This window comes from Arthrobacter terrae (assembly GCF_015708085.1).
Classification (GTDB): domain Bacteria; phylum Actinomycetota; class Actinomycetes; order Actinomycetales; family Micrococcaceae; genus Arthrobacter_M; species Arthrobacter_M terrae.
On the sequence record NZ_JADNYM010000017.1, the window covers coordinates 91,724 to 110,276 of the forward strand.

At 63.6% G+C, this 18,553-nt stretch carries 17 protein-coding genes, 2 tRNA genes and 4 pseudogenes; 15 read left to right on the forward strand and 8 right to left on the reverse strand.

Annotated elements, in window-relative coordinates; all coding sequences use genetic code 11:
* Positions 1-18: 18 nt before the first annotated feature.
* Positions 19-1,230 carry an amidohydrolase gene (locus IV500_RS13935; RefSeq protein ID WP_196397407.1) on the reverse strand — a complete coding sequence of 404 codons (1,212 nt, stop codon included), beginning with the start codon at positions 1,228-1,230 and terminating at the stop codon, positions 19-21.
* A gap of 134 nt (positions 1,231-1,364) precedes the next feature.
* On the opposite strand from IV500_RS13935, the gene IV500_RS13940 reads away from it, so the two are divergent.
* The 8 genes and pseudogenes from IV500_RS13940 (at position 1,365) to IV500_RS13975 (ending at position 9,526) form a co-directional block, all read left to right on the forward strand.
* Complete coding sequence (locus IV500_RS13940; RefSeq protein ID WP_230854965.1) at positions 1,365-2,126, forward strand: SDR family oxidoreductase; 762 nt, start codon at positions 1,365-1,367, stop codon at positions 2,124-2,126.
* Positions 2,127-2,782: 656 nt separating this feature from the next.
* A complete protein-coding gene (locus IV500_RS22165) occupies positions 2,783-3,667 on the forward strand; it encodes a potassium-transporting ATPase subunit KdpA (protein ID WP_376770210.1) in 885 nt (294 codons plus the stop codon).
* Positions 3,664-4,245, forward strand: a pseudogene (locus IV500_RS13950) (winged helix-turn-helix domain-containing protein). The gene IV500_RS22165 and the pseudogene IV500_RS13950 overlap by 4 nt, the downstream one beginning before the upstream one ends.
* A gap of 41 nt (positions 4,246-4,286) precedes the next feature.
* A complete protein-coding gene (locus tag IV500_RS13955; RefSeq protein ID WP_196397409.1) occupies positions 4,287-4,529 on the forward strand; it encodes a helix-turn-helix transcriptional regulator in 243 nt (80 codons plus the stop codon).
* Positions 4,526-4,804 carry a hypothetical protein gene (locus IV500_RS13960; protein WP_196397410.1) on the forward strand — a complete coding sequence of 93 codons (279 nt, stop codon included), beginning with the start codon at positions 4,526-4,528 and terminating at the stop codon, positions 4,802-4,804. Before IV500_RS13955 ends, IV500_RS13960 begins: the two co-directional genes overlap by 4 nt.
* The gene (locus IV500_RS13965) at positions 4,801-6,342 is read left to right on the forward strand and encodes a DHA2 family efflux MFS transporter permease subunit (protein ID WP_196397411.1); all 1,542 of its coding nucleotides are present in this window, start codon (positions 4,801-4,803) and stop codon (positions 6,340-6,342) included. Before IV500_RS13960 ends, IV500_RS13965 begins: the two co-directional genes overlap by 4 nt.
* A gap of 106 nt (positions 6,343-6,448) precedes the next feature.
* On the forward strand, positions 6,449-7,099 hold the full coding sequence (locus IV500_RS13970; protein WP_196397412.1) for an MOSC domain-containing protein: 651 nt from the start codon (positions 6,449-6,451) through the stop codon (positions 7,097-7,099).
* 417 nt (positions 7,100-7,516) lie between these two features.
* Entirely contained in the window at positions 7,517-9,526 is a 2,010-nt protein-coding gene (locus IV500_RS13975; protein WP_196397413.1) for a DEAD/DEAH box helicase, read from the forward strand.
* 223 nt (positions 9,527-9,749) lie between these two features.
* Here the strand turns inward: IV500_RS13975 and IV500_RS13980 are convergent, their stop codons facing one another.
* Positions 9,750-10,229, reverse strand: a complete 480-nt coding sequence (locus tag IV500_RS13980; RefSeq protein WP_196397414.1) for a YbaK/EbsC family protein — start codon at positions 10,227-10,229, stop codon at positions 9,750-9,752.
* A gap of 342 nt (positions 10,230-10,571) precedes the next feature.
* On the opposite strand from IV500_RS13980, the gene IV500_RS13985 reads away from it, so the two are divergent.
* The 3 genes from IV500_RS13985 to IV500_RS13995 all read left to right on the forward strand — a co-directional run bounded on the left by IV500_RS13985 (position 10,572) and on the right by IV500_RS13995 (position 11,226).
* On the forward strand, positions 10,572-10,736 hold the full coding sequence (locus IV500_RS13985) for a hypothetical protein (RefSeq protein WP_196397415.1): 165 nt from the start codon (positions 10,572-10,574) through the stop codon (positions 10,734-10,736).
* 280 nt (positions 10,737-11,016) lie between these two features.
* Positions 11,017-11,088: transfer RNA gene (locus IV500_RS13990), tRNA-Thr, on the forward strand.
* 64 nt (positions 11,089-11,152) lie between these two features.
* Positions 11,153-11,226, forward strand: a tRNA-Met gene (locus IV500_RS13995).
* Positions 11,227-12,446: 1,220 nt separating this feature from the next.
* Here the strand turns inward: IV500_RS13995 and IV500_RS14000 are convergent.
* Positions 12,447-12,614 (reverse strand): Rossmann-fold NAD(P)-binding domain-containing protein, encoded by a 168-nt coding sequence (locus IV500_RS14000; protein WP_196397416.1) that lies wholly within the window; start codon positions 12,612-12,614, stop codon positions 12,447-12,449.
* 7 nt (positions 12,615-12,621) lie between these two features.
* Positions 12,622-12,768 (reverse strand): annotated as a pseudogene (locus IV500_RS14005) (IS256 family transposase); the annotation flags it as partial.
* A gap of 130 nt (positions 12,769-12,898) precedes the next feature.
* Between IV500_RS14005 and IV500_RS21525 the strand changes: the two are divergent.
* Both IV500_RS21525 and IV500_RS14015 read left to right on the forward strand, forming a co-directional pair.
* A pseudogene (locus tag IV500_RS21525) lies at positions 12,899-13,128 on the forward strand (transposase); the annotation flags it as partial.
* A 38-nt stretch (positions 13,129-13,166) separates the two neighbouring features.
* The gene (locus IV500_RS14015) at positions 13,167-13,559 is read left to right on the forward strand and encodes an EamA family transporter (protein ID WP_196397419.1); all 393 of its coding nucleotides are present in this window, start codon (positions 13,167-13,169) and stop codon (positions 13,557-13,559) included.
* Positions 13,560-13,737: 178 nt separating this feature from the next.
* Here the strand turns inward: IV500_RS14015 and IV500_RS14020 are convergent, their stop codons facing one another.
* The 4 genes from IV500_RS14020 to IV500_RS14035 all read right to left on the reverse strand — a co-directional run bounded on the left by IV500_RS14020 (position 13,738) and on the right by IV500_RS14035 (position 17,479).
* Positions 13,738-14,523 carry a hypothetical protein gene (locus IV500_RS14020; RefSeq protein ID WP_196397420.1) on the reverse strand — a complete coding sequence of 262 codons (786 nt, stop codon included), beginning with the start codon at positions 14,521-14,523 and terminating at the stop codon, positions 13,738-13,740.
* A gap of 204 nt (positions 14,524-14,727) precedes the next feature.
* Complete coding sequence (locus tag IV500_RS14025) at positions 14,728-15,117, reverse strand: FAD-binding protein (protein WP_196397421.1); 390 nt, start codon at positions 15,115-15,117, stop codon at positions 14,728-14,730.
* A gap of 84 nt (positions 15,118-15,201) precedes the next feature.
* The gene (locus tag IV500_RS14030) at positions 15,202-16,482 is read right to left on the reverse strand and encodes an alkene reductase (RefSeq protein ID WP_312875931.1); all 1,281 of its coding nucleotides are present in this window, start codon (positions 16,480-16,482) and stop codon (positions 15,202-15,204) included.
* Between the two features lie 163 nt (positions 16,483-16,645).
* A complete protein-coding gene (locus IV500_RS14035; RefSeq protein ID WP_196397422.1) occupies positions 16,646-17,479 on the reverse strand; it encodes an NmrA family NAD(P)-binding protein in 834 nt (277 codons plus the stop codon).
* A gap of 141 nt (positions 17,480-17,620) precedes the next feature.
* On the opposite strand from IV500_RS14035, the gene IV500_RS14040 reads away from it, so the two are divergent.
* Both IV500_RS14040 and IV500_RS21530 read left to right on the forward strand, forming a co-directional pair.
* Entirely contained in the window at positions 17,621-18,136 is a 516-nt protein-coding gene (locus tag IV500_RS14040) for a MarR family winged helix-turn-helix transcriptional regulator (protein ID WP_230854966.1), read from the forward strand.
* An 83-nt stretch (positions 18,137-18,219) separates the two neighbouring features.
* Positions 18,220-18,553: pseudogene (locus tag IV500_RS21530) on the forward strand (hypothetical protein); the annotation flags it as partial.

An 18,553-nucleotide genomic window follows, 5' to 3' on the forward strand; every position in this document is an offset into this window, starting at 1 on the left:
AACCGATAAGATCCCCCACTAACGGGGAGCCACAACGCCTGTCCGGGTTTCGCCGTCGTACTCGTAGACCTGCCTCCCGCCGATCCACACAGTCAGCGCCCGCGCCATAACGTCCAGCGGATCGCCGCTCCACAGCACCAGGTCCGCATCCTTACCCTCCGTCAATGAACCGATCCGGTCCGCCAGCCCCAGCACCTTGGCGGGGTTGATAGTGATGGACCGCAGCGCCGTTTCGCGGTCCAGCCCCTCCTTGACGGCCAGGGTGCACTGATGGACCAGGAAGTTCACCGGCACCACCGGATGGTCCGTGATGATGGAAATCTCAACCCCCGCCGCCGCCAGCTTCCCGGGATTCGCCAGCGAGCGCCCGCGCAGTTCCACCTTTGACTTGGTGGTGAACAGCGGACCGATCAGGACCGGAATGCCGCGCTCCGCCAGCACGTCGGCCAGCACGTGCGCTTCAGTACCATGGTCCAGCACCAGCTCATAGCCGAATTCGTCCGCCAGCCGCAGTGCCGTGGCGATGTCATCGGCGCGGTGGCAGTGCTGGCGCCAGGGGATCTCCCGGCGCAGCACCATCGCCAACGCTTCCATCCGGGGGTCGCGGGCGGTTTCGTCTGCCTTCGCCATATAGTTCTGCGCGTCTATGAAGGCCTTGCGGATCACCATGGCGGTGCCCAGTCGCGTGGACGGGGTCTGCTTTTTGTCGCCGTAGACCCTTTTAGGGTTCTCGCCGAGGGCGGATTTCAGGCCGCTGGGGGAGCGGAGCACCATCTCCTCGATGTACCGGCCATGCGTGTGCAGCGCCACCGCCAGGCCACCGATCGGATTTCCGGAGCCGGGATTCACATTCACCGCGGTGATTCCGCCCGCGAGCGCGTCGTCGAAGCCGGGGTCAAAAGGGTCCACGGCATCAATAGCGCGGACGGCTGCCATATTCGGATCGGTCATTTCGTTCACATCGCTGGTGGAACCCACCTCACCTTCGGGATGCATCCCGAGATGGACGTGCGCATCGATGAAGCCCGGCAGCAGCCACGCCCCTGCGGCATCGACCACGGCGGCGCCGGCAGGGACTTCCACCATCGGGCCCAGCGCCGAAATTCTGCCATCCTTGACCACCAGCGTTCCGTCAAAGGGCTCGGCGTTGATCGGCACCACGTGGGCGTTGGTAATGGCGAACGCCGATTGCGTGCGGGTGCTGTTGCGGGAAACGGGAGCGGTAGTCATGAATGAACCTTTCACCGGTCGTTGTAGGGTGATTTCCAACCTACCCCGCGCGTCCGGCGGCGCCCGACTATGCACCGAAAGGGGCAGGCCTGAGTGCCGAAAGGGGCGGGGCTGAGGGCCGCTATGCTGGCTGGATGGCTGAGTACAGGATGCGTAAATCCGCTTTAATCACCGGGGTTGGACGCACCGTTGGCATTGGTGCCGCGATTGCCCGGGCACTGGCCGCTGACGGCTGGGACCTGGTGTTAACTTATTGGCAGGAGTACGACGCACGGATGCCCTGGGGCGTACAGCCGGAGGACGTCGGCAGACTTACCGCGGAGCTGGAAGCGGCGGGGGCGAAAGTCAGCGCGATGCCCGCCGATCTGGCCGATCCAGGTGCTGTTGATGCGCTTATGGCGCGGCTTTCCACGGAGGCCGGTCCGCTGCAGGGCCTGGTGCTCTCGCACTGTGAGTCGGTGGATTCTTCCATCCTCGACACGTCGCTGGAAAGCTTTGACCGGCACTTCGCCGTCAACACCCGCGCGAGTTGGCAGCTGGTGGCCGCCTTTGCCCGGCAGATTCCGGACGACGGCGGCGCCATAGTTGCGCTGACCAGTGACCATACCGTACAGAATCTGCCCTACGGCGCCTCGAAGGGCGCGTTGGACAGGATTATCATGGCCGCCGCCCGCGAGCTGGGTCCGCTGGGAATTAGCTCAAATGCGCTAAATCCCGGCCCGGTGGATACCGGATGGATGAACCCCGTACTGCGCGCCGAGCTGACCGCCATGCAGCCCACCGGCAGGCTCGGCACCCCGGCCGACGTTGCCGGGACAGCCGCGTTCCTGCTCTCTCCGGCCGGCCGCTGGGTGAGTGGGCAGCTGATTAAGGCCGACGGCGGCTTCTCCGCCTGAGCACGGCCGGACAATTCCCGCCAAAAAACGCCACTCATCGAACCTCCTTAAGACCGGTTCTCAACACCGGTTCTCAACTCCGGTTCTCAACAACCACTGCTGGGATAGCGGCCCATGACACTTTGGCGTGCCGCAGGGGTATGCCCGCAGCGTCAGCGGCGTCGCTTCCGCGTGCGGGGGTAACGGGGGGGGGGGGGGGGGGGGGGGCAGGTGTTAAAGGGGGAAACAACCCCCCCCCCCACCCACAAACCCCCCCCCCCCCCCCCCCCCCCCCCCCCCCCCCCCCCCCCCCCCCCCCCCCCCCCCCCCCCCCCCCCCCCCCCCCCCCCCCCCCCCCCCCCCCCCCCCCCCCCCAAGGCGTAAAGAGTGCGTCAAGACCCGGGGCCAACCCGTCAAGGAAACGTCAAGGCAACCGCCGGTGCTCATCCAACGGAGTCCGATAAGGGAAGAACTAAAAACTCCGCTGGAAAGTAGGTCGTGGAAACGGCTGACGTGGTCTGTTTGGCTGTGTTGCTGGTGGCAGCAGTGGTGATGCTGGTCCATCTGTTCGCCGCCCTGACCGGCCCGGACAAGTGGTGACGCCGCCGTGCAACTGAACGTGCTCTCATTTCCTGATCCTGCTGGTTCCATCCGCCCTCCCGGCCATGTACGGCCGGATGGTGGGCGACAAACGCCAGGGCCACACGGTGCTGACGGTATTGGGTGCATTTTGGCTGATCTCCTCGTCCCTGATGGTCTGGGCCGTGTCGGCCGGCGCCGGAGTAGGCCTGGGCGAGGGCTTTGAGCAGTGCCTGAGCGTGGCACCGGGCAGCCTTTTTGCCACTGCCACCACGCTGACTTCCACCGGTGCGGTCAATGTGGCCCACGACCCCCTGCCCCCGCTGGCGGGAGCGCTGCTGATGCTGAACATGATGACGGGCGAGGTGGCCCCGGGCGGAATCGGCTCCGGTCTCTACGGGATGCTGGTCCTGGCCATCGTCACGGTGTTCATCGCCGGGCTGATGGTGGGGCGCACACCGGAATTCCTGGGCAAGAAGATCAGCGCCCGGCAGATGACGCTGGTGGCGCTGTACATTCTAATGACACCCTTCCTCGTCCTGGCAGGCACGGCGACCACCGTCGCACTGGGGGACCTGTCGTCGGCCGCGCCGGCGGTGGGGCCGCCCGGGTGCTGGCCAATATCGTGGAGAATGCGCTCAAGTAACGCGCCAGACTCGAAGATCCTCATTGTCGGGGCCGTGGGCGGGTCCGGCTGGGGCACCATTGAGGGACAGCCGGCCAGCGAGCTGCGGATCATCGACCGCGGCCGGGGTGTGCCCGCGGCCGCCGTCATCGCCATGTTCCAGCCCTTCCAGCGCCTGGACGACGTCTCCTATTCAGCTGCCGGTGGCCCAGGAATCGGGCTGGGCCCGGCTGTGGCCAAGGGCTTCATGGAGACCATGGGCGGTGTATTCGAGGCCGAGCCAACCCCCGGTGGCGGCCTGACCATGGTGGTGCGACTGCCTATTTCAACAGGTGTGAGCCGACGGAGAGTCCTATGACCTGGGTCCTGATTGTCGACGACGAACCCCAAATTCTGCGCGCCCTGCAGATCAATCTGCATGCCCACGGATACCAGGTAATTGCCGCGAATGACGGCGCCTCCGCACTGCTGGCCGCGCAGAAGCACCCGCTGGACGTGGTGGTGCTGGACCTGGACCTGGGCCTGCCGGACCTGGACGGCGTGCAGGTTCGAGGGGCTACACGGCTGGACCTCAGTGCCCAGCATTGTGCTCTCCGCCCGGCACGGCTCCGAGGACAAGGTGCTCGCACTGGATGCCGGGGCCCAGAAGCGTGTCACGCGGGCTGACGGCGATGTGCGGCTGACGCCCACGGAGTGGAAGATCCTCGAGGTGTTGGTGCGCAACCCGCGCAGGCTGGTCAGCCAGCAGCAGATCCTCACTCAGGTCTGCGGACCCGCCTATGCCGGCTTACCCATTATCTGCGCGTCTACATGACCCAGCTGCGACGCAAGCTGGAGCCGGATCCGGCCGTCCCGAAGCACCTGCTCACCGAGGCCGGGATGGGGTACCGCTTTGAGCCGCAGCAGGCGGTGACCGACGTGCTGGACGTCACTTAGTAATTCCTGATTAGTCATGTTAAGGCTACTAGTCTGGATGGATGCCCAAAAGATCCGCTCTTGCGCTCGCAGTTTTGGCGCTGCTCGCGGAGCAGCCGCTGCGCCCCTACCGGATGCCGCGGCTCATCACCTCCCGGGGCAAGAGCGAGGGTATCAACGTCACCGCACGGGCCAGCTTGTATAACACCATGGACCGGCTCGCCCGCGACGGGCTGGTGCAGCTGATGGAAACCAACCGCAAGGGCCAGCGTCCGGAGCGGCGGGCCTTTGGATGCGTCAGATGATCTCCGCGCCCAAGCCGGAATATCGCGAGTTCACCGCGGAGATCGGGCAGACCTCCGCGGAGTTCGACGCGGTCAAGGATAGGCTGCCGCGGCTGTTCCTGCTGAAGAACGAACTCATTTTTCACACCCGGCGCACCGAGTTGCGCTGGATCGAGAGCGTGCTGGCCGATCTGCACAGCGGCGCCATGGACTGGAGCAGGGAATCCCCGGCCGAGCTCTCACTCACCCTTGAAAAACCCGACGAACATCCTGATCCCGAGGAACACACATCATGAAGACGCACGCCGTGCCCACGGGCAGAGCACGTTCCTTTGCGCTCGTCTCGCTCTTCCTGGCCTCCTTCATGGAGCTTCTCGACGCCACCATAGTCAACGTTGCACTGCCCCAGATCGAACAATCCTTGGGCGCCGAAAACAGCGAACTGCAGTGGATGGTAGCGTCCTACACTCTTGCCCTGGCAATCGGTCTGATCACCGGCTCGCGGCTGGGCGACATTTACGGGCGCAAACGGCTCTTCGTCGTCGGAGTGATTCTCTTCACTCTCTCCTCCGTGCTCTGCGGGCTGGCGATGAATCCCGAAATGCTGATTGCCTCCCGGGGGCTGCAGGGCTTCGCAGCGGCGGCGATGATTCCGCAGGTGCTCTCCAGCATCCAGGTGATGTACAAGCCAAGCGAGCGGGCAGGTGCAATGGCCGGGTTCTCCGCACTTGCCGGAGTCGCCGCGGTTTCCGGTCCAATTCTGGGTGCGGTCCTCACCGATGCGGATCTCTTTGGCTGGGGCTGGCGGACAATTTTCTTTGTGAATGTTCCGGTCGGAGTCTTTGCCGTGCTGTGCGCCATTCGGTTTATCCCCGAATCCGCCGCCCCGGTGCGACACCGGTTGGATATTCCGGGCGTGCTGATGCTCGCCGCCGGAATGCTCGGGATACTGTATCCGCTGACCATGGGCCGGGAGCAGGACTGGCCGTTGTGGACGTTCCTGATGATGGCGGCCGGCGTGCTTGTTCTGATCAGCTTTGTTCTCCTTCAGTGGCGGGAGGAGCGCGGCGGCGGCGAACCGCTGGTGGCGGTTTCGCTGTTCAAAAACCGTTCCTTTGCTGCCGGCATCGCACTGATGATGCTCTTCTTTATTCCGATGAACGGCTTCTTCCTGATCCAGACTCTGTTCCTGCAGCTGGGGCTGGATTACCCAATTCTCGAGTCCGGGCTGACCATGATCCCGTTCTCGGTTATGGTGCCGATTCTGGCAGGCCTCTCCGCAGCCATCCTGGCAAAGAAGATTGGCAAGGTGGTGCTTCAACTGGGTCCGCTGGTGATCGCGGCGGGCTTTGTGGTCCTCATCCTGACCGTCCAGGCCGCCGGTGCCGGCGTCACGCCGTGGCAGCTCATTGCCGGGCTGGCACTGGGCGGCGCGGGCTTTGGCATGGTTGTGGCACCGGTGGGAATATTCGTCCTCTCCGAAGTTCCCCTCATGCGTGCGGGTTCGGCATCCGGGCTATTCAACACCACCACCCAGCTCTCCGGTGCCCTGGGAGTGGCGATCGTTGGCACCATCTTCTTCAACGCCTTGGATACCAGTACCGGAACCAGCAGGTCTGCCGTCTTTGAAGGGGCGTACACAGGCACCATGTGGATCATGGCCGGCGCCATGGTGCTTGCCGCCATCGTCGCTTCGTTCCTGCCGCGTTGGGCGTCGGAAGCTGACCCGATGGAAGCTGACCTGCTGGAAGCTGACCGGTCCGACCCGATGGAGTCGCCAGAGGGCGACGGCGCGGGTGAGCCCGCGCAGACGGCCGAGTCCTCGCTCGTCTAGCTGCCGCCCCTTGCGGTCGTTTCGCTGGTCCCTAATTCTCCCTCGCCCTGATCGGCGGCGGCGTCCCGGTGAGCAGATTCTATGGTCAGGGAGTTAAGCTGGCACGGTGACTACCGGAACCCTGCTCGCCGTCTGTCGTGTCCACGAATTGCATGCGGATGCCGGCGGCGCCGGGGTAACCGCCATTGATAAACGGCCAGTGGCCGGCCCGGTTAAAGTCAGGCAGCTGGGGCTGTTCGGTGATGTGCAGGCGGACCGGCAGCATCACGGTGGGGCAGACAAGGCGTTGTATGCGTATGCCCAGCATGAAGCCGAGCACTGGGCGGCGCGGTTGGGCAAAGCGGTGCCGCCGGGCCTTTTCGGCGAGAACCTGCGCACGGACGGGATGGCAACTACGGGCGCCGTGATCGGCGAACGCTGGGCCATCGGTTCCACCGTCGTCGCCGAGGTCACCATGGCCAGGACGCCCTGCGCCACCTTTCAACGTCGCCTTCGCGAGCCCCATTGGGTCAAGCGCTTTACGGCCGCCGGAATGATCGGCACCTACCTGCGGGTCATTACTAAAGGTGTCATCCAGGCGGGCGACAACATCACGGTGATAGCCCGGCCCTCACATGGCATCACGGTCGGCAAGTTCTTCAGCAACCCGACGGCGGCGGATGTCCGGACGCTGACAAAGCTGCACGACGACGGCGAACTGCGGCTCGCGCACGAGCTGCGGGCGTACTTCGACAAGGTTCTCCGCGCCGGATCCTGACCGGCTGGCGCTGCCCGAACAGCCGCCGCCGCCGTCGGAACCGGTCTGCCGTCATCGTCCAGGCGTGTGCGCAACCTCACGGCCTGATTTCGGCACCGGGCTTTCACGTCCAACGGCCATATAGTACACTTGAAACATCCCCCACTTTCGGTATCTCCTTTATCTTTCTGCCCAATTCTTGAGGCAGAAGTCGCAGTGTATGGGTCCCGCAGGCAACAAGCGGGGTTGTTCAGTTCATTAGGGGATCGCCGGCAAAGAAAACGTCATACGGCATCGGCTCACAGCTGATGCCCGTGACCGCGCAAGCGGTACGCAGCTATGGCGAGAGGTCCTGCCACGGGATGGTTATGGCGGCTGGATTTCTTTGTAATGCGGCATCCAAGCCGCCTGGCCCTATGTGAATGAGGAATCTTCCCCATGCCCGAAAACCTGCCCGAAACCACCACCGCAACCAGCAACCCCGACGTCAGCGTGAAGACCGAGTCCGAAGAGCACGAAGTGCGCTTTGCAGACATGGGAATCGACTCCCGCGTCCTCGCCGCACTCAGCGACGTCGGCTACGAAAAGCCCTCTGCCATCCAGGCGGCAACCATTCCGGTGCTGCTGGAAGGCCGCGACGTCGTCGGCCTGGCGCAGACCGGAACCGGTAAGACCGCAGCATTCGCCGTCCCGGCACTGTCCCGGATGGCCGATCTGATGGCCATCAACGGTCCGTCCAAAGCCACTCAGATTCTGGTGCTGGCACCGACCCGCGAACTGGCGCTCCAGGTCGCCGAGGCTTTCTCCTCCTACGCCGCGCACCTGGACGAATTCACCGTGCTCCCGGTGTATGGGGGCTCCGCCTACGGACCTCAGCTGGCTGGCCTGCGCCGCGGCGCCCAGGTCGTCGTCGGCACCCCCGGCCGCGTCATCGACCACCTGTCCAAGGGTTCGCTGGACCTGTCCAACCTGCAGTACCTTGTCCTCGACGAGGCCGATGAAATGCTGCGGATGGGCTTCGCCGAGGACGTCGAGCAGATCCTCTCGCAGACCCCGGAGGACAAGCAAGTAGCGCTTTTCTCCGCGACCATGCCGTCAGCGATCCGCCGAATTGCCAAGAAGTACTTGAACAACCCCGCGGAAATCTCCGTCAAATCCAAGACCACCACGGGCGAGAACACCCGCCAGCGCTACCTGCAGGTCATGGGCCCGCACAAGCTGGACGCGCTGACCCGCGTGCTTGAGGTTGAGGAGTTCGACGGCGTCATCGCCTTTGTGCGCACCAAGATGGCTACCGAGGAACTCGCGGACAAGCTCAAAGCCCGCGGCTTCCTGGCGGCGGCCATCAATGGTGATATCCCGCAGCAGCAGCGCGAGCGCACCATCGAGGCCCTGCGCGACGGCAAGATTGACGTTCTCGTCGCTACCGACGTCGCCGCCCGCGGCCTAGACGTCGAGCGCATCAGCCACGTCATCAACTACGACATCCCCCATGACACCGAGTCTTACGTGCACCGGATCGGTCGTACGGGCCGCGCCGGCCGCAGTGGAGACGCGATCCTGTTCATGACCCCCCGGGAGAAGTACCTGCTGCGTTCCATCGAAAAGGCCACCCGCCAGCCGGTGGAACAGATGCACCTGCCCAGCGCTGAGACCATCAATGGTCTGCGTCTTGGCAAGTTTGCGGACAAGATCACCGATACCCTTTCCTCCAAGGACGTCTCCAAGTTCCGTGACCTGATCTCCCGCTACGAGGAAGAGCACGACGTCCCGGCCGCGGAGATCGCCGCCGCGCTGGCCGTGATGGCACAGGGCGGACAGCCGCTGCTCGTCAACGATCTGCCGGCAGCACCGGAGTACCAGCAGCGCGAGCGTTCCAAGGACGGCTTCGGCTCCCGTGGCCCCACCCGTACGCTGACCGAGGGTAATGCCACCTACCGGATCGCCGTAGGGCGCCGCCAGCGCGTTATGCCGGGCTCCATCGTCGGCGCCATTGCCAATGAGGGCGGCCTGACTTCGGCACAAATCGGCGGCATCGACATCCGCTCGGACCACACCCTGGTCGAGCTGCCTGCCGAGCTCTCAGCCGATCAGCTGCGTGCCCTGAGCCGCACCCGGATCGGCGGCGAGCTGATCCACCTCGAACTGGACAAGGGCCGCAGCCCGCGTTCCGAGCGTGAAGGCGGCGGCGGTTACAAGGGCCGCAGCCAGGGCGGCTACCAGGGCGGGGACCGAAACGACCGCGGACAGGGCGGCTTCAAGAAGAAGTACGACGGCGACCGCAGCTCCGGTCAGGGCGGTTACCAGGGAGGCGGCGAGCGTAGCCACAACCGCACCTCCGAGTCCGGATATGCCGGGCACACCTCGAACGGTGCCGGAGACCGCAAACCGCGCCACGGTGCCAAAGAGACCGGCGCTGCCGACTTCAACCGCAAGGGCAAATGGTAAAACCGGCGGCCCACTGGTTAGGTGGGCTGAGCAGGCCGCTGTTTCAATCAGTCGCTGCTTAAATCAGTCGCTGACTGAGTAGCTCGTTGAGCTGAGGGCGCCGGGACCGAGAGGTTCCGGCGCCCTAGTGCTTTTAACTCTTGCTTCCGTGCGTTTCCGGCACTGGGCACTGGAAGCTCTCAGCCGGCCTTCACCCAATCGATTTCGGTGCTGCGGCCCTGAGTCAGTCGACCTTGACGCTGCGGCCCTGAGTCAGCGCGAGCAGTTCCGTATAAACGGTCGGAAAGACGCTGTTCGGCGTTCCTGCGGAGGCCCAAAGGACGGGGTAGTCTGCCAGCGCTTCATCGACCACTGTCTCAACTCGTGCCGGATGCCCCACCGGTGCCACGCCGCCGATCGCCTGACCCGTCGCCGCACGGACCTGCTCGGGACTGGCGCGATGGATCTTCCCCCGCTTCAGCCGGTCCGCAAGCGCCTTGGTATCAACCCGGTGGCTGCCGCTCGTCATGACCAGCAGCGGAACACCGTCGCAGATGAACACGAGCGAGTTCGCGATGGCACCGACTTCGCTGCCCAATGCCTGCGCCGCCTCCACAGCCGTCCGGGTGGAGGCCGGGAGCACACGGACCTGCCCCTGGACCCCTGTTTCGGCCAGCGCGGCAGCAACACTCTGGCTGCTGCGCGGCAGCGGTTCCTCGCTCATCCGTCCCCTTCCTACTTCACTATGTCCTGCAGGTAACTGTCCTGCAGGTAACTGTCCTGCAGGTAACTGTGTCAGTGGAACATAACACGTGCACCGTACTGCGCTTTGGACTGCCGGCTGATGGTTTCACGCCAAAGGACGCCTGCCCCGTGAAATGAGGCGCGGTCCGCATGCCATTTCACAAGATAGCGGTCAGTTGGTGGCCGGAGATGGATCATCCTGGAATTGTCACGACCAAAGCGCTCTTGCCCATTGGTCGTGGGCGGCATGAGACGTACCATCAGAGTGCGGCCAGGAGACCGGTCCGTGCAGCGCAGGGTTGCTGAGAGGAAGGGACCCACGATGGGCTTTTTAGAGGACGCGAAACAGAACGTGAAGAATGCTCTGCATTCGACAAACGCAGAGTCGACGGACAACAACGAGGAAACTAAGGAAAGCGATCCCGATGACCCGTCGACTCAGTCCTCTCTCGAGCGCTCCGGTGACGACGCGGACGACGTTGGATGACACGGCGACAGCCGGCGCAGCAATGACACGCATGACGGCGCAGGCCCTGCTGCCGACTCCGATCACGAACGGGAGGCTTTACCGGACGGTCGCGGCGCCGTCGTCGAACCTGTCATCGGAGCGGTTGATCCGACCGGATCCGCAACCCCCGCCGCTGCGAAGAGTACGACAGAAGCAGGTGGCGCCGATCACAGTAGGCAATAGCGCCAAGAACGGCAGGCAGGAGCCGAAGGAGCCGATTTCGTAGTTGGGAAATCCGCTGGTAAAGTTTTCTTTCGTTGCCCCCCTAGCTCAGTGGTAGAGCGCGTTCTTGGTAAGAACGAGGTCACCGGATCGATTCCGGTGGGGGGCTCTGAGTGAGAGGGCTCGTGTCAAGACGGTTTTGGCCGACTAAGCACGGGCCACACTCATCTCATGGCGGCGTAGCTCAGTTGGTTAGAGCGCACGACTCATAATCGTGAGGTCGGGAGATCGAGCCTCCCCGCCGCTACAGTAAACAACCCCTAGAATCAGCGGATTTCTGGGGGTTGTTTTGTGTCTGGGCACGTTTTGGATACGCCTCCTTTCTCTAGTCTTCCCTCAAAATCCATCCTTTTCCGTGGATGGTGGATGGTGGATGGTGGATGGGTTTATTTGGCGCCTGTGCCTTCGGAATCATGGGAAGCGCTAGCCGGGTACGGTGCAGGGTGGTCTGTTTGTCGGATGGTTGCGGACATAGCCGGGGCGTAGTCGGCTGGACCTGGACGACGGGGGCGGCGTCGGCTTCGCCGCCGTGCTTCGGAGTGTTGGGCCTGCCGTTGGGGTAGGTCTACTACGCCCGTACACTTGCCGCATGGAACCGAGTGCAGCTATTCCAGCCATCACAGCTTTGCTTGGCGTTCTGTTCGGTGGCTAACTTGCCGGCCGCCGGGACAGGGTCAACGCCGTTATTCAATTGAACCTAGCTGACCGTGCGGAGACGAAAGCAATTTGCAGGGATGCGTTCAGCCTGTTACTGCGGGCCTAAGGTTCGTTAAAAGGCTTCCTCAATGATGGCATTGCGATGGACGCAGGCCTGTGCGCACAGTCGATCTCCAAGCACGAGCGGAGTTTCACCTTCCGCCGTTGCTGTCGGGAAAGCTCCGAGAGGCGTTCTGGCGCATAGCCCCGGATAGCCCCGGATAGTAGCACTAGTCGACGTTGTTGGTAGCGGGGTTCTGACGACCGGGTAGCGCTCGTGTTACGGGGCTACCCGGATATCAGTTCTGTTGTCGGTATTTGTGTTGTGGGTTATTCCCAGAATCCACCGGTTTGGCGTGCTTCTTGGCTGCGTTGGCGCCGCATGTCGACCTCGCCGAGTTTGATGGTTCTGGCGTTGTTGTCAAGCCGGTTGACGATGGAGTCTGCCGCGACTCGGTCTGGCAGTGCGTGAGCCCAGTAGTCAGGGCCGGTTTGACTGGCGATCATCGTAGGCGATCACCGCCGAAATCGATTTCGTCCGATCCCATAAAACATCTGGCATGGTCAACGTGCCGAGCTCACCAACGTGGGTAAAGTAACAGCAATGTCATTTCCAGAAGACGACTGCACAGATTTCAGCAGTAGTCTGCACAGCACTTTCGTGTCCGTAAGCGGAACCCGTTGCTGACTGTTCGTGAGGTAAAAAGCCGTCCTGACGGCAGGGCATCGAATCCAGGCGGCTTGCCTGTAGCGGGTCCGCAACCGGAAGCGTTAGAAGGGGGCGATGCCGGAGCGGTCTATGAACGTATCGGTAGGAGCTTGGTCGCCACGGGTGGCCAGCTCCACGATGGCATCCGTCCCTTCCTGCACGGACTGTGTGCCATTGTGTCCGTTGAAATCGGTCTCATTGTATCCGGGGTCGGCACCGTTAATGCGCATCTCAGGGAACGCCTTGACGTACTGCACCGTCAGCATAGTGCTGGATGAACCCGTCCTTGCCATCAAGTTCGATCTCGCCCCGATCGATTTGCCCCATCAACTTATCGAAGGCCCTCGAGGCCTTCAACGCCTCCATGTTCCCCACGGCTGCCATCTGCTCCGCCGCCGCCGAGGCGGCCACCTTCACTGCCGAATCCTTGTTTTCTATCACGGTCACAATTATGTTCCAATCAGATGGTGACCACGTCGTTTACACACTTCATCTAACAGGTTTAACGCACCGTCCCCGTGTTCACCGGGCCATCAGCAACTTCAAGGCCTGGCTGCGCGGCACCCAACGCTCCGTCAGCAACGAGCATCTCCAGATCTACCTGGACGAGTTCGTCTTCCGCTACAACCGGCGCCGCTCACCTTTGCCGGCATTCCAGACCATCTTCGGCTTGAATCGCACCAAGACTCCACAACCTACCGCGAAATCGTGGCGCAAGGCCCCGGCGCGAGAAAACGAACCTGATCTAACCGGATACGCACTAGCTCACTACCGACAGGCCGATGGACTCGCTTCACCTCACCACGGTGCAACTGGCTACATGCGCAGCAATCTTCTCGGCGGCCTCCCTGTCATACGGTGACTCAATCCCGCACTTCTTTGCGACGCTCAACCCCGGACGTAGAATGCTCTTCCTCTACCTCGTACTCGCCTGCACCGTCTTCGCCTTCTTGGTACAAACCTGGGCAGTCCGGCGCACACCGCCATCGAGAGTCAGCCTTCTCCTCGGAATCGAGCCCATCTGGGCCGCAATCGTTGGAATCGCGATCGCTCACGACAACGTGGGCCTTGTCGGATATTGCGGTATCGCCCTCATTCTCGCCGGAACAGCGTCGGGTCGCTCCTCGAGCAAAATCACCGCGTCGCCGTCCGCCCAGCCGACCATCAACGGCTGAGAGCGGTAACTACAGAACAGAAAGAGGATGAGCACGGGGGCCGCAACGCATACAGAATCCGCACCCATCCACTCGACGCCGCGTAGCAATCACCGTGTCAGTTGGGGGAACCTGAACGCGAGAAGGTTCGGTGGATCCCGGATAAGGGCGGCTTCGATCGGGCGCACCCACGGGTGTCCTATCCATTCGGCACCCCTTGATCGCGCTGTAATCGGAAGGCATGGTGTGGGTCGAGCCGTTCGGAGATGTCGGCCACGCGAGCAGACAGGGCGAGATCTGCGCGGCCAGCGTCGGGCTGACCTTCCCGGAACGAGGGTGTGTCCAGTCCTGTGCCGACGGATTCTGCGGCACGCTCGACTCGACGGAGTGCGGCCTGCGTACCGGAAAGATGTGCACGGTCACCGATGCCGACACCGAGGAGGAGGAAGGGACCCGCGACTGTGCTGCGCGCACCGGACCGGGCCACGGCCGTCGTCGCAACGTGGCGGAGTTCCACCATCACCATCCCATCGGGTTGCCCGACCAGTGCTGCTTCGAACAGCTGCGGGACTGCCCGCGCCCCATCCGCGGTGAGCCATTGCCCAATCCCGCGGGCAGGCACGCGCACGGAAGGATCCAAATGAATTTGGGCTAGCCGCGTAGCGTCTGCGGGCCCGGTGGTGTCGACGGTGGGTCTAGCGACGGTGCCCAGTGCTTCTCGAAGCGCGGTAAGTGGTTTCTCGCCGTCCACAGAGGCATAGGACAGGTGAACGACTGGCCTGCCGCGCAACTCGTCGGGGAATGGTCCCTGAGGCGGCAGTTGCAGCGTCGCGATCGTACTGGTGACCGTCTGGGGTATTCCGGGCACCATCGCTGCCCATCTCCGCAGAAGGTCATCTGCGTGTTCCACAGGCCAGAGCAACAGTCCTGCCCACAGGTTCGGAACGGAGACGAGGTCGAACTCGAGTTCGGTCGCGATACCCACTGGTGCACCGCCTCGGAACGCCCAGATAGCGTCGCGGTCGAGCGAGTCGGGGGCCTGGTCTGAAGCACGTCGGATTCGCCCTAGCCCGTCGACGTAGTTAACGCTCCTGTGTGCCCCTGCTGCTAATCCGTGCGGACGGGTCAGCCATCCGACCCCGCCGCCGAAGGTGTAGCCTGCCACGCCGACGCTCGAGGCGGTACCGGATCATCCGAGCAGTCCGTGCGGACTGGCCGCACTTTGAACCTCGCTCCACACGACTCCAGCGCCCACTCGTGCGACGCCCGCGGCCGCGTCGACATCGATCCGTCGAAGGTCGCGGGTGTCGATGAGCAAGGTATCGGGACCCAGATCGTAACCGGCCCCGTGCCCTGTGGACTGCACCTCGATATGAACCCCGAGCCTCCCCGTCGCCGCGATGGTCTTTGCCAGGGCGGCGGCGGAGTCCGGTCGCACAACGACGAGTGGCTCTTGTACGACGCTGGAGTTTTCTGGCATCGTCGAAAGGCGATACTCTTCGCTGCCGCGGCGCAGCACTGTGACATCATGAAGCTGTCGTGCCAGTCGGTCCGCGATGGACTGCTGTTCATGTGACATGTCGGTCCTTCCGTTTTGACCATATTCACATTGCCGGGGTCGTTACCTTATGACCTCCGGTCACTTACACCGCCGTGCTGCCGCTCACGCGGCGGCAGCGAGATCGAGTGTCGGGTAGTCGAGGTAGCCGTGCTCGTCTCCGCCGTAGAACGTGCTCCGATCCGGGGTGTTTAGCGGCGCGCGGACTCTCAGCCGCTCGATGAGATCGGGGTTGGCCAGCGCCAGGCTTCCGACCGTGACGACGTCGGCGAGGCCGTCCTCGATATCATGCACCCGGGTAACGAGGTCGGTCCGGCCGCGGTTGAGCAGCAGCGTGGTCGGCCACAGTCTGCGCAGTTCGCGCAGCAGCGCAGCGTCGTTACCGCTGGATGCCACGTGCAGGTACGCGAGGTCCAACGGAGCGAGAGCCGAGACCAGTGCACTGTAGAGCTCATCGACGTCGTGCTCGACGATGTCATTGAGCGGGTTTCCTGGTGAGATACGGATGCCCGTCCGCCCGGCGCCGATCTCCTCGGCAACAGCGGCGGCGACCTCCACGCTGAGCCGAATCCGATTGGTGATCGAACCGCCATACTCGTCGGTGCGGCGGTTGACATTGCTCGACAGGAACTGTTGCAGCAGGTACCCGTTCGCCGAGTGGATCTCCACGCCGTCGGCGCCTGACGCGATCGCCGCTCTGGCCGCGACCCGGAACTCCTCCACGACACCGCGCACCTCGTCAGTCGACAGTTCCCGCGGCTCGGCGATCGGCTGCATGCCGGACGCGGTGAAGATCGGGCTCGCCGGTGCGACCGGTGACGGCGCCACAGCCTGGCGCCCGTGCGGTGTGTTCTGCGGATGTGACACGCGGCCTACGTGCATCAGCTGGATCACGATGCGGCCACCAGCCTCGTGCACGGCGTCGGTGACAATCCGCCAACCATTGATGTGCTCGTCGTTGTAGATACCCGGCGTGAGCAGATAACCCTGGCCATCCTCGGAAGGCTGGGTGCCCTCGGTGATAATCAGCGCCATGGACGCGCGCTGGGCGTAGTAGCGGGCATTCATCTCGTTGGGGGTGCCATTCTCATGCGAGCGGTCGCGCGTCATCGGCGCCATTGCGAGACGATGCGGTAACTGCAGCTCTCCGGCCCGGATCGGCTGCCACAGCGGGGAAAGTGCGGCGGGGTCGATAGTTTGGTTGTTCGTTGTCATGGAGTTCTCCTCATCGGTTTGTTGCGAGACGGCGTCAGAACGCACGGGGGTGAGCGTGATGACGGGAATGGTGCGCTGGGTCGTGCGCTGGCAGCCGGCGAAGCCAGGGAAGCGGCTGGCCTGCTCTTCGAAAAGGCGGTCTCGCTCTGCGTCGTGCAACCCGGTAGCCATACCTCGGTGCGGGTATCTCCTACCTCGCTAACGGAGGTCGGGTATGCGAGAAGGTTGTGGTAGCACGCAGGGTTTTTATCTGTGCCGGTCAACGGCCCACCGGTTTGGCCGTGGTTAGCTCAGAATTTCCTGATGGTCCAAGCGATGAAGTCCTCTCGCTGGCTCATGATGAACTCACGAGTTCGGCGACGTAATCCTCGATCGTGCGCGCCGATCGTCCGAGGATCGAACGGAGCACGAGAGAACTCCCGCCGTGGGAGCCAGTGCGGTCGTAGTCGGCGAACATGGCCCGCAACCCCTCGGGCAGCCCCGAAGGCAACGCACCTGCGGGCACGTCTTCGGCAGCGATCGGGATGCCGGACGCTGCGGCGAACAGTTCGGCCAGTCGTATCCGGTCGATCATGCCGCCTGCGGCCAGTTCGAACGTGCCGTAGGACAACCGCTCGTCGTTAAATGCCAGCGCCGCTACCTCGGCCACGTCACGGTAGTCGACGTAAGTCATCCGGGAGCGCTTGGACCAGGGCATCACGAGGGCACCGGTTGAGCGAGCCTGCTGCCAGGCGCCATCGAGACCCTGCATGTACATGGCTGGCTGCAGGATCGTGAAATCGAGGTCCGACGCGTACAGCGCCGCCTCGATCGGGCGGGTACTCGCATGGTTCTCAAGGGACAAAGACGGATGGTAGACGCCGGAGTAGACGAGCTTGCGCACCCCGGATCGGTGGACAGCATCGATCAGCGCCAAGCCAAGTTCGGTCGCGTCGGGCGCAAACGCCGGAGTGATCAGGAACGCACCGGCGACGCCATCAAGCGCAGCATCGAGGCTGGCGGGGTCACGCAGGTCTGCCTGGACAGTCTCCTGCGCGCCGAGGCCTCGTGGGATGCCTGCCTTGTTCTTGTCGTGCACGACGCCCCTCACCTCGTGCCCGGCACGCACCAACGCCGGTACAACCAGCCCTGCGAATTGACCGGTAGCACCGGTGGCCAGAATCTTCATAATGATCTCCTTGCCGTAGTTACATGTTCAAACAAGTAAATTGACTGGGTTTATTCCTGGACGGCTCAAATCTTTTTACGTTGCATTCGTTGTTCGGTTAGCTATGCCTTAAACTCAGTAGGGACGTCGAGGAGGACGCGGATGACAGAGCACACGGATCGAATGGACGGCGGCCCCGAAACTGCCCCAACGGTCCGTGCGGTCCTGCGGCAGCCCTCGACAGCGGCCGGCGGCCCGATCAGTCATGCGATCTTCCGTGTGGCGCGCCTGCACCGGATGCTGGCAGGCTCTCTCCTGCGCAACACCGGGCTGTACCCCGGCCAGGAGCTGGTCATGATGCATCTCTGGGATCAGGGGGAGCAACGGCAGGTCGACCTCGTCAAGGTACTCGACTCCGACGCGGCGACAATGACGCGTACGATTCAACGGCTCGAGCGCGCGGGATTCGTGCGCCGCCGACCAGACCCCACCGACGCCCGGGCCTCCCTGATCGAGCCCACCCCGGCCAGCATGCACCTGCGCACGGAACTCAACGAAATCTGGCAGCAATTGGAGCGCCTCACTGTGGGTCCGTTCGATCCTACGCATCAGGAGGCGGCACTCGCTTCGCTCGAAGAGCTGGAACACAACCTAGCCATCGCTACCGCCGAGCGCTAACGGAAAAGCGCTCTCGAACGGTTAGCTCGACCAGCGCACGCACTGTCCTACTGAATGTCAGTGGGTGGTGGCAGTGTTGGGTTATGGACGGTTTGACGGGAGCATCGGGGACGGCGGGCGGGTCGGGGACGCAGTCGACGGCGGGCGGGTTGGGGGCGGAGCCGACGGCGGGCGGGTTGGGGGCGGAGCCGACGACGGCGGCGCTGCTGGCTGCTGTGGTCCTGCCGGATGAAGCTCTGTCGGGGACCGGGCCGGGGTCTGGTGCTGGGTCGGGTTCCGGGACTGATACGGGGTCTGGTGGTGGTGGGGTGTTTCGGCCGCATCCGGGGTTTCCGGTGCGGGGGGATGGCGGGGTTCTGGATCCGGTGTTTGCTGCGGGGGTTGTTGCTGCGGGTGAGTGGTTGGCGGAGCAGGAAG

Excerpts from the sequence above, each read along its gene's own strand:
- IV500_RS13935 (WP_196397407.1), bottom strand. The coding sequence starts at position 1,230 with ATGACTACCGCTCCCGTTTCCCGCAACAGCACCCGCACGCAATCGGCG.
- IV500_RS13940 (WP_230854965.1), top strand. The coding sequence starts at position 1,365 with ATGGCTGAGTACAGGATGCGTAAATCCGCTTTAATCACCGGGGTTGGA.
- IV500_RS22165 (WP_376770210.1), top strand. The coding sequence starts at position 2,783 with ATGGTGGGCGACAAACGCCAGGGCCACACGGTGCTGACGGTATTGGGT.
- IV500_RS13955 (WP_196397409.1), top strand. The coding sequence starts at position 4,287 with ATGCCCAAAAGATCCGCTCTTGCGCTCGCAGTTTTGGCGCTGCTCGCG.
- IV500_RS13960 (WP_196397410.1), top strand. The coding sequence starts at position 4,526 with ATGATCTCCGCGCCCAAGCCGGAATATCGCGAGTTCACCGCGGAGATC.
- IV500_RS13965 (WP_196397411.1), top strand. The coding sequence starts at position 4,801 with ATGAAGACGCACGCCGTGCCCACGGGCAGAGCACGTTCCTTTGCGCTC.
- IV500_RS13975 (WP_196397413.1), top strand. The coding sequence starts at position 7,517 with ATGCCCGAAAACCTGCCCGAAACCACCACCGCAACCAGCAACCCCGAC.
- IV500_RS13980 (WP_196397414.1), bottom strand. The coding sequence starts at position 10,229 with ATGAGCGAGGAACCGCTGCCGCGCAGCAGCCAGAGTGTTGCTGCCGCG.
- IV500_RS13985 (WP_196397415.1), top strand. The coding sequence starts at position 10,572 with ATGGGCTTTTTAGAGGACGCGAAACAGAACGTGAAGAATGCTCTGCAT.
- IV500_RS14000 (WP_196397416.1), bottom strand. The coding sequence starts at position 12,614 with ATGCGCATTAACGGTGCCGACCCCGGATACAATGAGACCGATTTCAAC.
- IV500_RS14015 (WP_196397419.1), top strand. The coding sequence starts at position 13,167 with ATGGACTCGCTTCACCTCACCACGGTGCAACTGGCTACATGCGCAGCA.
- IV500_RS14025 (WP_196397421.1), bottom strand. The coding sequence starts at position 15,117 with ATGTCACATGAACAGCAGTCCATCGCGGACCGACTGGCACGACAGCTT.
- IV500_RS14030 (WP_312875931.1), bottom strand. The coding sequence starts at position 16,482 with ATGGCTACCGGGTTGCACGACGCAGAGCGAGACCGCCTTTTCGAAGAG.
- IV500_RS14035 (WP_196397422.1), bottom strand. The coding sequence starts at position 17,479 with ATGAAGATTCTGGCCACCGGTGCTACCGGTCAATTCGCAGGGCTGGTT.
- IV500_RS14040 (WP_230854966.1), top strand. The coding sequence starts at position 17,621 with ATGACAGAGCACACGGATCGAATGGACGGCGGCCCCGAAACTGCCCCA.